This is a genomic window from Deinococcus peraridilitoris DSM 19664 (assembly GCF_000317835.1).
In the GTDB taxonomy this organism is placed as follows: Bacteria; Deinococcota; Deinococci; order Deinococcales; family Deinococcaceae; genus Deinococcus_A; species Deinococcus_A peraridilitoris.
The window spans coordinates 574106-588614 of sequence record NC_019793.1 but is presented as its reverse complement, the minus strand read 5'-3'; the positions used below and the strand labels follow the sequence as shown (position 1 = coordinate 588614).

The window sequence follows — 14509 nt, the reverse complement described above, 5'->3', positions numbered from 1 at the left end:
GCCGGGCGTTTTCGGGAAGCAGGCGCTCAGGCGCGCGGTCCACCCGGACCAAAAGGCAGCTTGGGCATCTTGCCGCCTTTGCCGCCCATGCCCATCTTCTGCATGACTTTCATCATTTCCTTCATCTGCTCATGCATTTTCAGCAAGCGGTTGATGTCCTGCACCTGTACGCCCGAGCCCTGCGCGATGCGTTTGCGCCGCTTGCCGTCGATGATCTTGGGGTTGCGCCGCTCTTTGAGGGTCATGCTGGAGATCATCGCGTCGATGCGCTGAATCTGTTTTTCGTCCACGTTGAATTCGCTGGGCAGCATACGGCTCATGCCGGGAATCATCTTGAGCAGGTCGCCCAGCGGTCCCATCTTGCGAATCTGGCGCAGCTGCGTGAGCAGGTCTTCCAGATCGAACTCTCCGGGCTTCTTGGGCAGCGTCGCTTCGATCTCGGCCTGCTGGGCGCGCTCGATGAGGCTCAGCACGTCGCCCATGCCGAGAATGCGCCCGGCGATGCGGTCCGGGTAAAACGGCTCCAGGCCACTGAGTTTTTCGCTGACGCCCGCGAAGTAGATGGGTTTGCCCGTCACGAAGCGGGCACTGAGGGCTGCCCCACCTCGCGCGTCCCCGTCGAGCTTGGTCATGATCAGGCCCGAAAGCCCGATGCGTGATTCGAAGGTCTGGGCGACGTTGAGGGCTTCCTGACCGGTCATGGCGTCCACTACCAGCAGCGTCTCGGTGGGGGACAGGGCGCCTTTGAGGTCGGCGAGCTGGTCCATCAAGGCCTCGTCGATCTGCAGGCGTCCGGCGGTGTCCACGATGATCAGGTCGCGGTAGTCCTTTTGCAGGTGTTCGGCGAGGCGGGTGCGGGTGGTGACCGGATCCTCGTGGTCGGCGACTTCCAGCACGGGCACACCGACCTGCTGGCCAAGGGTCCGCAACTGCTCACGCGCCGCAGGGCGCTGGGTGTCGGCGGCCACCAGCAGAACCCGGCGGCCCTTGCTCTTGTAGTGGCTGGCGAGCTTGCCCGCGCTGGTGGTCTTGCCCGCGCCTTGCAGGCCGACCAGAAAGAACACGTTGCCTTCGTTCTTGAGATTGGGTTGCTGCGCCTTGCCGCCCAGGGTCTCGATCAATTCGTCGTGTACGACCTTCACGACCTGCTGGCCTGCTTGCAGGTTGCCCAGCACTTCCTGCCCGACGGCCTTCTCGCTGACGCGCGCTACGAAGTCCTTGGCGACGCCAAAATTCACGTCGGCTTCCAGCAGGGCCATGCGAATCTCACGCATGGCTGCCTTGACCTGCGCTTCGGTCAGGGTGCTGGACTTGCGCAGGTTGTCCAGGATGTCCTGAAGTCGGTTACCCAGTGACTCAAACATTGTTTTTACGGTAGCACGCGCACTTGTGGCAGACCGTTCCCGACGTACACTGCCGTATTACCAAAGAGCGGCGCCAGTGCGCCGCTCTTTGGTAATCAGTTGTTACGGTTACTGGTACTCGTAGAATCCACGCCCGCTTTTGCGTCCCAGCAGCCCGGCCTGCACCATCTTGCGCAACAGCGGGCTGGGGCGGTACTTGTCGTCACCCAGCCCCTGGTGCAGCACTTCCATGATGGCCAGGCAGGTGTCCAGACCGATGAAATCTGCCAGCGTGAGGGGCCCCATCGGATGGTTCATGCCCATTTTCATGATGCCGTCGATGGCTTCTTTTTCGGCGACGCCTTCCATGACGCACTGAATCGCCTCGTTGATCATCGGCATCAGGATGCGGTTGGAGACAAAGCCGGGAAAGTCGTTGCAGGAGAGCGGCGTTTTGCCCATCATGCGCGCCGTCTCTTCGACGAGGCGCGCCGTTTCGTCGCTGGTGCGGTAACCACGGATGACCTCGACGAGCTGCATCAATGGTACCGGGTTCATGAAATGCATCCCGATAAACTGTTCGGGTCGGCCCGAAGCGGTGGCCAAACTGGTGATCGGAATGCTGCTGGTGTTGCTCGCCAGAATGCCGCCCGTTTTCACGATGCGTCCCAGGCCCCCAAACAGTTCCTGCTTGACGGCCTCGTTCTCGACGATGGCTTCGACGGTCAGGTCGCACTCCGCGAAGTCTTCCAAGCGGGTCGTGAAGTGCACCCGGTCCAGCACGGCCTGCGGGGTCGCGTCCAGCTTGCCTTTCTCGTGCAGCTTCCCGAGGCTTTTTTGTATGGTGGCGCGTCCACGCTCTAAAAAGCGCTCCTCGACGTCCCGCAAGACCACCGTGAATCCCGCCTGCGCGGCGACCTGCGCGATGCCCGCGCCCATCTGTCCTGCTCCGATGACTCCGAATTTCATAAGGTTCTCCTTGGGGCTGTCAACCGGTGGCCGACCGCCTCAGTCACGAATCTGGTCCGTCGAATCTTGCCCGGTCTGGACCCGTAAATCGCTGATGCCGTATTCCACCCCGTCGAGCAGGGCCGTCCACATCGCCCGAATTACGTCCTGATCGATGCCGACCGTGGTCCACTCCCGCCCGGTGCCCGTGAAGCTGACGGTCACGCGCACCTTTCCGGGGGCGAGATTACGAATTCGGGCGCGTCCCAGCCGAAGACCATCGGCTTTTTCGCGCAGTCCGGGCGATCCGCGCAGCGCCTCGATCAGCACCAGGTACAGCGCCTCGAGCGGTTCTCGTCCTTCGGCTCCCACATACAGCGTTTCGCCGTCCACGCGGACCTTGAGGCTTGACTCCACGACCGTCTGGTTCAGGCCGCGAATCACCTCGAAGAGCCGCAGGCGCTCCACGCCCAGCTGCAGGGTGGCGTGCCCCGTCAGGGCAGCCAAACGCAGTTCGAGCGACGCAGAAGCGTCTTCATAGGTATAGCCCTGATCCTCGAGGCCTTTGAGGACTGACAGGATGTGCGCGTTCGCCGCACTGTCAGAGCTGAGATCGACGCCGTACTGCCGCGCGATTTCCTGCAGGTAGGTGGGTCGGGTGAGCCCGGGCAGCAGCAGACGGCGGGTATTGCCGACCCGTTCGGGTTCGATGGCCTCGTACGCCTGAGGTGCCGACAGCACTGCCGCGACGTGCGTCTGCGTTTTGTGCGCAAACACCTTGCGGCCCACCACCGGGTGATGGTCCATCTGCTCACCCAGCCCCACGATCTCCGCCACCCGGCGCGCGACGTCGCTCAGGCGCGCGAGCTGCTCGTCGGACACCACGTCCACGCCCATCTTGAGCTTCAAAATCGGCAGCAGGATGCACAAATCGGTGATACCGGTGCGCGCCCCATAACCGTTGACCGTGCCCTGCACGTGCGCGGCGCCAGCTCCCAGGCCCGCGAGGGTATTGGCCAGAGCCAGCCCCAGATCGTCGTGCAGGTGCAGCCCCAGCACCGCGCTTCCCACCGTGTCGCGGGCTGCGCGCATGCCTTCCTGAATCAGTTCGGGCAGGCTGGCGCCGTTGCTGTCGCCCAGACTGATGATGTCCGCGCCGCTTTCCACGGCAGCCTTCAGGTTGGCCAGCGCGTACTCGCGGTCCTCGCGAAAGCCGTCGAAGTAATGCTCGGCGGTGTAGATCACCTCTCGCCCGGCTTCTTTCATCAGGCCCACCGAATCACGCAGCATGGCGAGGTTCTCGTCGCGGGTCGTGCCGAGCACTTTCTCGACGTGCAATGTCCAGACCTTGCCGTACAGGTGAATCACGGGCGCAGCCGTTTCGAGCAACAGCTGCATTCCCCGGTCGCGTTTCACGACCGTCTCGGGCCGGCGGGTCGCGCCGAATGCCGTGATCCTGGCCTTAAGGCCCAAATCGCCCACCTGCTCGAAAAAGTTCAGGTCGCGTCCTTCCACCTGTGGCCAGCCGCCTTCCAGGTAGTGTACGCCCAGGGAGTCGATGAGGGGCGCGAGACGCAGTTTGTCCTCGACCGTCAGGGTGATGTCCTCGGTCAGGGCGCCGTCGCGCAGGGTGGTGTCGAGGATGGTCAGGGTCATGGCTTACCTTACAGTGCACGTTCAGCGCGCGGCGAGCGGGTCTGAAAGCGGGTGTCTGACAGGGCGCGGCCGGTTGCCTCCGTCTCCCTGCGGCTTTTCTGTTGGGCGCAGTTCGTCAGGCGAGGCGGCGCACGGCCAGGGCGAGGCCGTTGCCTCCGCCCATACACAGGGTCGCCACGCCCGTCTCGCGGTCCTGCTGTCTCAGGGCGTGCAGCAGGGTCACCAGGATGCGCGCGCCGCTCGCGCCGATAGGATGACCCAGCGCGACCGCGCCGCCGTTGACGTTGACGCGCGAATCGTCGAGCCCGAGTTCCCGGATCACCGCGAGGCTCTGCACGCTGAAAGCTTCGTTGAGTTCCCACAAGTCGACGTCGCTCACCGTCCAGCCGAGCCGCGAGAGCAGCTTCTGGGTGGCAGGAACGGGGGTCATCATGACCCATTCGGGATCAAGCCCTCCGGTGGCGTAGCTGACGATTTCGGCAAGGGGGGTCAGGCCCAGGGCGCTGGCTTTCTCGGCGCTCATCAGCAGGACGCTCGCCGCGCCGTCGTTCAGCCCTGGTGCGTTGCCTGCCGTGACGCTGCCGCCTTCCTTGAATGCTGCCCGCAGTTTTCCGAGGGTTTCGAGCGAGCTGTCCCGGCGTGGCCCTTCGTCTTCGGTCACGAGGGTCGTGCCCTTGCGGCCCTGAATTTCCACGGGCACGATCTCGTCCTGAAAGCGTCCGGCGTCTTGAGCGGCAATCGCGCGCTGGTGGCTGCGCAGCGCGAAGGCGTCCTGTTCCTCGCGGCTGATGGCGTACTTGTCGGCGACCCGCTCGCCGGTCAGGCCCATGCCCTCGTCGTTGATCGAGCACCACAGGCCGTCGTGCGTGTTGGCGTCAATCAGCTGGCCGTGGCCGAGGCGCTGACCGGTGCGGGCCTGCGGCATCAGGTAAGGCGCGCTGCTCATGCTTTCCATGCCGCCCGCGAGTACAGCTTCCTGGTCACCCGCAAGAATGCTCTGGGCACCCAGAATGACGGCTTTGAGACCCGAGCCGCACACTTTGTTGATGGTCAGGGCTCCCGCGCTCGCGGGCACGCCGGCACGAATGGCCGACTGCCGCGCCGGGTTCTGGCCGCTGCCGGCCTGTACCACCTGACCCATGATCACGTCCTCGATCAGCTCGGGAGAGACGCCGGAGCGCTCCAGCGTGGCGCGCAAGGTGGTGGTGCCCAGTTCGGTGGCCTTGACTCCGGTGAGGGATCCCAGAAATCGACCGGTCGGCGTTCGGGAGGCCGAAACGATGACGGCTTTGACAGCAGTTGACATGGAGCAAGTCTAGCCCAAACGGACTAACAGACGTTAGGTCGGCCGAGGTCACTGGGAGTGGTGTTCAGCTGCCGGTCACGGGTGAGGCGCGGAAATACAGCACCAGAATGATCAGGGCCAGCACCAGAATCGTCACGGCGACGATCGCCCCAATCCCGATGTTCTTGGGAAAATTCGTCTTGCGGTCGATGTCCTTGTCGAGGTCTTGGTCGTCGGGCATATGCGCACCATAGGCAAACGCGGCATGAGCAGGGTTCAGGCACCCCCAGCTGCCACTTAGCAACCATGAAGACAGCGAGGCCTGGAACCAAACCGTTCCTTGCGGCGTAATGGGCTCGTGGCACTCACTGTCTTTCTCGTGGCCTGGCTGATCGGCGTGATCGGAACGTTCGTTCCCGTGCTGCCGGCTACGCTGATCATTTTTCTGGGCGCACTCGCGGCCGCCTTTCTGGAGGACTTTCAGCGCCTGTCATGGCCCTGGCTGGTGGGCATTGCGTTGGTGACGCTGTTTGCGAGCCTGGTCGACAACCTCGCCGGAAGCTGGGGCGCGCGCAAGTACGGCGGTTCACGTGCGGCGGCCTGGGGCGCCCTGCTGGGCAGCCTGGTCGGTCTCTTTCTCCCCTTCGGCCTGCTCATCGGGCCGGCGCTGGGCGCGCTGACGGCCGAACTGCTGTTCATGCGCCGTCCCCTGGCCGAAGCCGTGGGTAGTGTCTGGGGCACGCTGGTGGGCCTGCTGACCGGCATCGCGGCCAAGTTCGTGCTGCATGTCCTGATCGGCGTGGTGGTGTTGTGGCGCCTGCTGAGTTGAAAGCAGGGCAGCCGGGCACGCAAGGCCTGGTGCTGTATTCCCGTGCGGGCTGTCACCTGTGTGAGGACGCCGAACGGATGCTCGCCTCGCTCTCCGTGCCCTTCACCCGAATCGAGGTGAGCAGTGACGATGACCTCGAGCGCCGCTACGGCTGGGACGTGCCGGTGCTGACGCGCTCCCCTTCGGCCGGTCACCCGCCGGAGGTGCTGCTCAAGGGGGTCTTCTCGCGCGCGCGGATTCTGGCGAGGCTGGCCGGGCGTCCCTGAAGCGCCCGCTTTCAGCCTTCCTGCTACCCCGAGCCTTTACACTGAGACGACATGGATCCTGTGGCAATTCAAATAGGCGGCTTCACGATCGCCTGGTATGGCATTCTGATCACCGCCGGCATTCTCATCGGTGCGGTGATCGCGACGCGTCTGGCGCGGGCACGTGGCCTGAACGTCGATCTCCTGAGCGACATGATGTTCTGGGAAGTGGTGTGGGGCGTGGTGGGTGCGCGCATCGTGTTCATCCTGACCAGCCCGCAGAACTTTCAGAACGCCTCGTTGCTCGATTATCTCAACATCCGTCAGGGTGGCATCAGCATTCACGGCGGACTGATCGGCGGCATTCTGGTGCTGCTGTACTACGCGCGACGCTACCGGGTGAATCTGTACCGCTACGCCGAGCTGATGATTCCCGGCGTGGCGCTGGGCATCATCGGTGGGCGCATCGGTAACATCATGAACGGCAGCGACACCGTCGGCCGCGTCACCGGCTGGCCGATCGGGTACGTGTGGCCCGGCAGCGCGCGCAGCTTTCACGACACGATGTGCAACCCCAACGCGCAGGAGAACCTGGCCCAGTATTGCCAGAACGGCGTGGTGACCGCGCCAGTGCACTTTACGCAGCTGTACGGGGTGTTCATCGGCGTGGCGCTCCTGATCGCCAGCTATTTCTGGCTGCGCTCGTACCGGCCCGGCTGGGCCTTCTGGCAGTTCTGGCTGTGGTACAGCCTGCTGCGCGCCGGACTGGAGGAAACTTTCCGCCTCAACCCGCTGGCCTGGAACGTCTACCTCGAAGAAGGTCTGGACGCACCCGGCATCGGTCTCTTCACCAGCACACATCTCGCCTCGGTTCCGATCATTCTGGTGGCCATCTACATGCTGTACAGAATTTCCCGCCAGCCCGCCGTTCCTCACACTCCGGAGCCTGTCCGTGACCACAAGACCCATGCCAAGCGCGTTTGATCCTTGTCCGTTCGCCTGGCTTTCCTGCCCCGTCCGGAGGCGTCATGTCTGAGGCGCCACTCGATGTCGTGATCCTGGCAGCCGGTCAGGGCACCCGCATGCGCTCCAGACGGCCCAAAGTACTGCAGCCCGTGCTGGGTCGGCCAATGGTCGCCTGGGCCGTGAACATCGCCCGTGAACTGAACGCGCGCCAGACAGTTGTCGTGACCGGACATGGCGCCGAGGAAGTCGAGGCAGCGCTGGCGTCCGACGGCCTGACCTTTGCCCGTCAGGACCGTCAGCTGGGCACAGGGCACGCGTTTCTGGCCGGCGCACGGCAACTTCCCGGAGACGGGGACGTGCTGGTGCTTTACGGCGACACGCCGCTGCTCGCTTCCACCACCGTGCGCGCCATGCTGCAGGCGCACCGGGCAGAGCAGAGCGCGCTGACGGTGCTGACTGCGCGGCTTCCCGACGCTACGGGTTACGGGCGCGTCGTGCGCGGCGCTGACGGTCAGGTCGAGCGGATCGTCGAGGAAAAGGCGGCGACAGACGAAGAAAAGCGTCTCAACGAGTTTAATTCGGGTGTGTACCTGATGGACCGCCGCGCGCCGCAGCTGGCAAGTCGAATTGGCCGCGACAATGCCGCCGGAGAATACTACCTGACCGACCTCGTGGCGCTCTACCGGGACGAGGGCGCGCGGGTGTCGGCCTTCGTGATTGCGGACCCCGACGAGGTGATGGGCGCGAACGACCGCGTACAGCTCGCTCAGGCCGAGGGCATCATGCGCCGGCGAGTCAACGAACGCCTGATGCGTGCCGGGGTAACCCTGCTCGACCCGAAAACCACCTACATTGACGATACGGTGGGCATCGGACAGGACACCGTGGTCGGCCCGGGCGTGGTGATTCGGGGACACAGCGAGATCGGCCCGGATTGCGTCATCGGGGCCTACAGTGTGCTCGAGGATACCGTGCTGGCAGGCGGTGTTTGCATCAAGCCACACAGCGTGCTGGAAGGCACGCGGGTCGGCAGTGGCAGCGATGTCGGACCGTTCGCGCGCCTGCGCCCTGGGACAGTGCTGGCCGAGCAGGTTCACGTCGGTAACTTCGTGGAAGTCAAGAACGCCACCCTCGAAGCGGGTGCCAAGGCGGGTCACCTGGCTTATCTGGGTGACGCGCAGATCGGACGCGAGGTGAACATCGGCGCGGGTACCATCACGGCCAACTACAACGGCGTGGTGAAGTCGCAAACCGTCATTGGGGACGGCGCCTTCATCGGGAGCAACAGCGTGCTGGTTGCCCCCGTCCGTGTGGGAACCGGCGCCATCGTCGGGGCAGGCAGTGCCGTCAACAAGGACGTGCCCGAGGGTGCATTGGCCGTGGCGCGCGGCGCACAACGCAACATAGAGGGTTGGGCCCGGCGGTTCTGGCAAGGGGTGTTCGGGCAGATTCAGGGCAGGCACGAGGTGCTCACCCGCTGGCTGACCCACGGTGACCGGCCGACACGCCCGGAGGAGCGTGGCGAGTCTGTGTCGGAATGACCCTGACCCGCTCACCCTGCCCGAGCGACCGATTGACTTCCCGCCGGACTGTGAAGCCTGTCTCAGCATTGATCCCGACATGCAGGACAGTTTCCTGGACGCCCGGGCGTTACCCTGACCTGAACGAACCCGCTACGCTCCAACATCCACCTCGCCCTCAAGTGCGTATCACTTACTGGAGGATCACATGGGACCCCTTGAAATCATTCTGATCATCGTCGCGTTGCTGCTGCTGTTCGGTGCGCGTAAGCTTCCTGAGCTGGGCAAAGGCTTCGGGCAGGGCATCCGCGAATTCAAAAGCGGCGTCAAAGACGACAAGGACGTCAGTACGGCCGACCGTCGGGTCGAGACGTCCAAGCCGGAAGACCGCGCGTAGAGGCAGGCGTCATGGGAAAGCTGGTCACCAACCACGCCGAAGCGCCGCTGCTTGATCACCTCGAGGACCTGCGCAAGCGGCTGATCATCGCCGTGCTGTTCTGGCTCGCGGGGACAAGCTTCGCCTGGTTCTACCGCACTGAACTGCTGGAGTGGCTCAAGCGCCCGCTGACCTTTTCGGAGCTGTACAACGCGGGCAAGCTGCAACTCGTTTCGCAGCAGCTCACCGATCAGCTGATCATGAGTTTCTTGATCGCCATGTGGGGCGGGCTGGCCCTCACGCTGCCCTTCATCCTGCACCAGGTGTGGCTGTTCGTCGCGCCTGGTCTGTATGCCCACGAACGCCGCTGGGCTGCGCCCTTCGTGCTGGGTGCCGGATTTTCGTTTATCATCGGCGCCGCCTTCTGTTACTTTGTGATCCTGCCGCAGATGGTGCCGTTTCTGGTGGACTTCCTGGGTGGGGCCGTCAACGGCGTGTACCCGATTGCAACGTACATCTCGCAGGTGGTGACCTTTCTGGTGGCCTTCGGAATCATCTTCGAGCTGCCCATCCTGTCGTTCGTGCTGACCAAGATCGGCATCGTGAATGCAGGAATGATGGGACGGGTACGGCGTCCGGCCGGGATCGTGATCCTGATCGTGGCGGCGGTCATCACGCCCACCACCGACCCCATCAACCTGATGCTGGTCGCGGTGCCGATCTACGTGTTGTACGAATTGGGCATCATCGTCTCACGTCTGGCGGCGCCGCGAGGGCGTGCCGCCCTCGCTCAGGAATAACGACGACCTGGCCATCTCGGGTGGCCGGGCCTTTCGAACCCATCTGCACAACTTCACGAACTTGACTATCTTGCGCACGTTCCTCGGACGTGCGCTTTTCTAGACTGAGGGCATGCAGACCATTGAACAACTGCGTTCAGAAATCGACGGCATCAACCGTGAATTGCTGACGCTCCTGAACAGACGCGCCGCCCTGGCCGCCGACATCGGACGCATCAAGTCGCTTGAAGGCAAAAGCCAGTCTCACTACGACCCGGTACGCGAAGACCAGCAGCTGCGTGAACTGGAGAAGCTCAACGGCGGGCCTTTCTCGCACGCCACCGTCAAGAAGATCTTCACGGAGATCTTCCGGGCGAGCCTCGACCTTGAAGAGTCCAACGATAAAAAGCAGCTGCTGGTGTCGCGTAAGGTGAAGCCAGGCGACACGGTGCTCAGCATCGGAAACGTGCGTGTCGGGGGAGAAGTCCCGCAGGTGCTGGTCGCCGGACCCTGCTCGATCGAGTCCGAAGAGCAGATGGACGCGACGGCGGCGTTCCTCTCAGCGCGCGGCGTGAAGATTCTGCGCGGCGGCGCCTACAAACCACGCACCTCGCCTTACGGTTTTCAGGGCATGGGCGTTGACGGGCTGGTGCTGGGCAGCAGCGTCGCCAAATCCTACGGCATGCAGTTCATCACCGAGGTGATGGATACCCGCGACGTCGAGATCGTCGCCGAGCATGCCGACATTCTGCAGGTGGGGGCGCGGAACATGCACAACTTCGCCCTGCTGCGTGAAGTGGGCCGTACCCGCAAACCGGTGTTGATCAAGCGTGGTCTGTCGGCCACCATCGAAGAGTGGCTGTACGCCGCCGAGTATGTGCTCTCGGAAGGCAACAGCCACGTGATTCTGTGCGAACGCGGTATCCGTACTTACGAAAAGTGGACCCGCAATACCCTCGACCTCTCGGCGGTGGCGCTGGCCAAGCAGGAAACACACCTGCCCGTGATCGTAGACGTGACGCACGCTGCAGGACGGCGCGATTTGCTGATTCCGCTGGCGCGCGCCGCGCTGGCCGTGGGTGCCGACGGCATTCACGTCGAGGTGCATCCCAACCCGGCCACCGCGCTCAGCGACAACGAGCAGCAGCTCAACTTCGCGGGCTTCGAGGCGTTCAATGCTGCCATCGAGCCACTGCTGCGCCGCGCTCCTCAGGAAGTGTCGGTCTGAGCTGAGGTCAATCTGCGTGCCCCGACGCACTTCATGAATATCGCGCGCCTGCTTTGGGCGCGCTTTTTCGGAGCCCCAACCCGTATACTGATTTTTAAGTTTTTATTCATCTTGGTTGCCGATGCCAGGTCAACCTGAAGGGGGTCGTGTTGTCATTTCTACTCAGTATCTCCCGCGCCATTGACCGGGTTTCCGGCTGGTTTGGAGCCGTCATCGCCGTCATCACCATGGTCATGATTCTGGTCGGTGTCTGGAACGTTATCGGGCGCTTTATCGGACGCGCGGTCGGGCAAAACCTGACCTCGAACTCGTTTCTCGAATGGCAGTGGTACCTGTTCTCACTCGTGTTCCTGCTTGGTGGCGCCTATGTCCTGCGTCACAACGAACATGTCCGCGTCGATGTGTTCTATGCCCGCATGACACCTCGGGGCCGGGCCATCACGAACTTGGTGGGAACACTGCTCTTTCTGATTCCCTTTTGCATCATCATGCTTTACGTGAACTGGCAGTTCTTTTACACTTCGTGGCTGATCCGGGAAGGCTCGCCTGATCCGGGCGGACTGCCCCGCTATCCCATCAAGTTCGCGATCGTCCTGGGTTTCGCGCTCCTGCTGCTGCAGGCCGTTTCGGAACTGATCAAGTCTGCGGCGATTCTGATGGGACGTCTGCACGAAGAGCGCAAGGACCAGCTTGAGCTGATCAAGGCTGAAGTGGTGGAAGGCCCATGAGACGCCCTGGGAATATGTCGCGGCGCTTGCCTCTGGGTTGTCGGTCGCGCACATCACAGCGCGGAGGGATTGTTTGATGGATGGAATTCTGGGCTCCATCATGTTTTTCGGGGCGCTCGTCCTGATTTTCAGCGGCTATCCGGTGGCCTTTGCGCTGGCCGGTACGGCCATTCTGTTCGGCCTGCTCGGGCTGGCAACTGATCAGTTCAGCATTGGACTGGTGCGCGCACTTCCCGACCGCATCTTCGGCACCATGAGCAACTTCACGCTGCTGGCCATTCCGTACTTCGTGTTCATGGGCAATATGCTCGGGAAGTCAGGGATCGCCGAGGAGCTGCTGCGTACGGCAGGTCTGCTCTTTGGGCGTCTGCGCGGAGGCCTGGCCGTCGCGGTGATTCTGGTGGGCACGCTGCTGGCCGCCACCACCGGCGTCGTGGCGGCCACGGTCGTCACCATGGGCCTGATCTCGTTGCCAATCATGCTGCGCTACGGGTATGACAAGGGGCTCGCGAGTGGTGTCATTGCCGCTTCCGGCACCCTGGGACAGGTCATTCCGCCTTCGGTGGTGCTGGTGGTGGTGGGCAGCGTGCTGGGCGTGTCGGTGGGTGACCTGTTTCTCGGGTCCATCGTGCCGGGACTGATGCTCTCGGCACTGTACATCGTGTATACCCTGATCGTGGCCGGAACCCGCTGGCAGGCGGCGCCTGCCCTGCCCCCCGAGGAAGTCAACATTCCACGCGCGCAGCTGGCCATGCAGGTCGTGCGGGCGATGTTCCCCCCGCTCATTCTGATTCTGCTGGTGCTGGGCTCGATTTTCTTCGGTGTGGCCTCGGCCACCGAGGCCGGCGCGGTGGGCGCCATCGGGGCGCTGATCCTGGCCGCCATGAACCGCCGCCTCGGCTGGCGCAACCTGTATTCGGTACTGGACGGTACGGCCCGTCTGACGACCTTCGTGATCTTTATCCTGATCGGCTCGACGGCCTTCGCCCTGGTCTTCCGCGCGCTGGACGGCGACATCTTCATGCAGGAATTGCTGGCCAACCTGCCCGGCGGCACCACGGGCTTTCTGATCGTGGCGATGGTTTCGGTGTTCATCCTGGGCTGTTTCCTCGACTTTTTCGAGATCGCCTTTATCATTCTGCCGCTGCTCGCCCCGGTGGCCCGCGAGCTGGGCATCGATCCAGTCTGGTTCGGCATCATCCTGGGCGTGAACCTGCAGACTTCGTTCCTGACGCCACCTTTCGGGTTTTCGCTCTTCTATCTCAAAGGTGTCGCGCCGCCTGCTGTGCGGACCGCTGACATCTACCGGGGAGTGTTGCCCTTCATCGGTATTCAGCTGCTGGTGTTGCTGCTGGTCATTTTCTTCCCGGTGCTGACTTCGCTGCGCGCGGCAGGTCCGTAAGTTCCAGGCAAAAGGAGGCGGGGGCCATGGCCCCCGCCTCCTTTTGCACCACGCCAGGCTTACTTGGTGTTGGCGTAGTTGTTATACGTCTGCTGCGCGGTGTTATGCCACGCCCGGACATTTTTGCCGAAGGACTGGAAAGCCGCGTACACGCGCCGGTAATCGGCGTTCTTGGCGGCATTCTCGGCGTGCAGCGCGTCCATCTCCTTGCGCCCGGCGTTCATGATATCGTTGGAGAAGCGGCGCAGTTGCGTGCCACCCTTGACCAGGCGCTGCAGCGCGGCCTGGTTCTTGGCGTTGTACTCGGCGAGCATCGACATGTTCGCCTCGGCTGCGGCTGTCGCCAGCATTTCGCGGAACTCGGCGGGCAGACGCTCGTACTCGCGCTTGTTGACCATCAGATCGAGCGTCGCGCTGGGCTCCCAGAAGCCGGGGTAGTAGTAGAACTTGGCTGCCTTGTGCAGACCGAGTTTCTCGTCGTCGTATGGACCGACCCACTCGGCCGCGTCGATGGCGCCGCGGTCAAGGGCCAGGTAGACCTCACCACCGGGGAGCAGCTGGACGTTGACGCCCAGTCGGGCCATCAGCTGACCACCGATGCCGGGAATGCGCATCTTGAGGCCCTTGAGATCGGCAGCCGTCTTGACTTCCCTCTTGAACCAGCCGCCCATCTGGGTGCCGGTGTTGCCCGCCGGGAACTGCACGATGCCGAATTTGTCGTACACACCGCGCAGCAGGTCCAGGCCGCCTCCGTGGTACATCCAGGCGTTCTGCTGATCGGCGGTCAGTCCAAACGGCACCGCCGTGGCAAAACCGAGGGTTGCTTCCTTGCCGACGTAGTAGTAACCGGCAGAGTGTCCGCACTCCACAGTGCCCGCCTGCACGGCGTCGAGCACCTGGGTTCCGGGCACGAGTTCACCCGCTTCGAAGATGCGGATCTGAAAGGCGCCGCCCGACATCTTGTTGACGCGGTCCGCGATGACGTCCGCGCCACCGAAGATGGTGTCGAGCGACTTGGGAAAGGAGCTGGCCAGACGCCAGCGGACGTTGCGGTTCTGAGCGAAGCTGTACGGCGAAAACACGGTGCTGACGGCAACAGCGGCCCCAGCGCCCTTTAGGAACTTTCTACGGTTCATGACAGTCCTCCTGAGCAACAGACAATTTGGAATTTCCGAGAGTCTAGCACGCGTGGGCGCACGCTGAA

15 protein-coding genes are annotated in these 14509 nt (G+C 63.3%); 9 read left to right on the top strand and 6 right to left on the bottom strand.

Annotated features, from left to right (window positions below; translation table 11 throughout):
• Window positions 1–26: 26 nt before the first annotated feature.
• The 5 genes from ffh to DEIPE_RS23715 form a co-directional block, all read right to left on the bottom strand.
• Window positions 27–1364, bottom strand: a complete 1338-nt coding sequence (ffh, locus tag DEIPE_RS02795; RefSeq protein ID WP_015234476.1) for a signal recognition particle protein — start codon at window positions 1362–1364, stop codon at window positions 27–29.
• 108 nt (window positions 1365–1472) lie between these two features.
• The gene (locus DEIPE_RS02790) at window positions 1473–2312 is read right to left on the bottom strand and encodes a 3-hydroxyacyl-CoA dehydrogenase family protein (RefSeq protein WP_015234475.1); all 840 of its coding nucleotides are present in this window, start codon (window positions 2310–2312) and stop codon (window positions 1473–1475) included.
• Window positions 2313–2351: 39 nt separating this feature from the next.
• Window positions 2352–3947, bottom strand: a complete 1596-nt coding sequence (gene cimA, locus DEIPE_RS02785; RefSeq protein ID WP_015234474.1) for a citramalate synthase — start codon at window positions 3945–3947, stop codon at window positions 2352–2354.
• A gap of 115 nt (window positions 3948–4062) precedes the next feature.
• Window positions 4063–5253, bottom strand: a complete 1191-nt coding sequence (locus tag DEIPE_RS02780; protein WP_015234473.1) for an acetyl-CoA C-acetyltransferase — start codon at window positions 5251–5253, stop codon at window positions 4063–4065.
• Window positions 5254–5317: 64 nt separating this feature from the next.
• The gene (locus DEIPE_RS23715) at window positions 5318–5473 is read right to left on the bottom strand and encodes a hypothetical protein (protein ID WP_015234472.1); all 156 of its coding nucleotides are present in this window, start codon (window positions 5471–5473) and stop codon (window positions 5318–5320) included.
• Window positions 5474–5590: 117 nt separating this feature from the next.
• Between DEIPE_RS23715 and DEIPE_RS02775 the strand changes: the two genes are divergently transcribed.
• The 9 genes from DEIPE_RS02775 (at window position 5591) to DEIPE_RS02735 (ending at window position 13305) form a co-directional block, all read left to right on the top strand.
• On the top strand, window positions 5591–6061 hold the full coding sequence (locus tag DEIPE_RS02775) for a DUF456 domain-containing protein (protein WP_015234471.1): 471 nt from the start codon (window positions 5591–5593) through the stop codon (window positions 6059–6061).
• Window positions 6043–6327 (top strand): glutaredoxin family protein, encoded by a 285-nt coding sequence (locus DEIPE_RS02770; protein WP_015234470.1) that lies wholly within the window; start codon window positions 6043–6045, stop codon window positions 6325–6327. Before DEIPE_RS02775 ends, DEIPE_RS02770 begins: the two co-directional genes overlap by 19 nt.
• Before the next feature lie 51 nt (window positions 6328–6378).
• On the top strand, window positions 6379–7290 hold the full coding sequence (lgt, locus tag DEIPE_RS02765) for a prolipoprotein diacylglyceryl transferase (RefSeq protein ID WP_015234469.1): 912 nt from the start codon (window positions 6379–6381) through the stop codon (window positions 7288–7290).
• A gap of 44 nt (window positions 7291–7334) precedes the next feature.
• Entirely contained in the window at window positions 7335–8813 is a 1479-nt protein-coding gene (gene glmU / locus DEIPE_RS02760; protein ID WP_015234468.1) for a bifunctional UDP-N-acetylglucosamine diphosphorylase/glucosamine-1-phosphate N-acetyltransferase GlmU, read from the top strand.
• A 187-nt stretch (window positions 8814–9000) separates the two neighbouring features.
• Entirely contained in the window at window positions 9001–9189 is a 189-nt protein-coding gene (locus DEIPE_RS02755; RefSeq protein WP_015234467.1) for a twin-arginine translocase TatA/TatE family subunit, read from the top strand.
• Between the two features lie 11 nt (window positions 9190–9200).
• Window positions 9201–9968 carry a twin-arginine translocase subunit TatC gene (gene tatC / locus DEIPE_RS02750; protein WP_015234466.1) on the top strand — a complete coding sequence of 256 codons (768 nt, stop codon included), beginning with the start codon at window positions 9201–9203 and terminating at the stop codon, window positions 9966–9968.
• Between the two features lie 112 nt (window positions 9969–10080).
• Window positions 10081–11175, top strand: a complete 1095-nt coding sequence (locus DEIPE_RS02745) for a bifunctional 3-deoxy-7-phosphoheptulonate synthase/chorismate mutase (RefSeq protein WP_015234465.1) — start codon at window positions 10081–10083, stop codon at window positions 11173–11175.
• Window positions 11176–11321: 146 nt separating this feature from the next.
• The gene (locus tag DEIPE_RS02740) at window positions 11322–11903 is read left to right on the top strand and encodes a TRAP transporter small permease subunit (protein ID WP_015234464.1); all 582 of its coding nucleotides are present in this window, start codon (window positions 11322–11324) and stop codon (window positions 11901–11903) included.
• A gap of 76 nt (window positions 11904–11979) precedes the next feature.
• Window positions 11980–13305 (top strand): TRAP transporter large permease, encoded by a 1326-nt coding sequence (locus tag DEIPE_RS02735; protein ID WP_015234463.1) that lies wholly within the window; start codon window positions 11980–11982, stop codon window positions 13303–13305.
• Between the two features lie 59 nt (window positions 13306–13364).
• Here the strand turns inward: DEIPE_RS02735 and DEIPE_RS02730 are convergent, their stop codons facing one another.
• Window positions 13365–14441, bottom strand: coding sequence for a TRAP transporter substrate-binding protein (locus DEIPE_RS02730; protein WP_015234462.1), 1077 nt, complete (start codon window positions 14439–14441; stop codon window positions 13365–13367).
• Window positions 14442–14509: the final 68 nt, after the last annotated feature.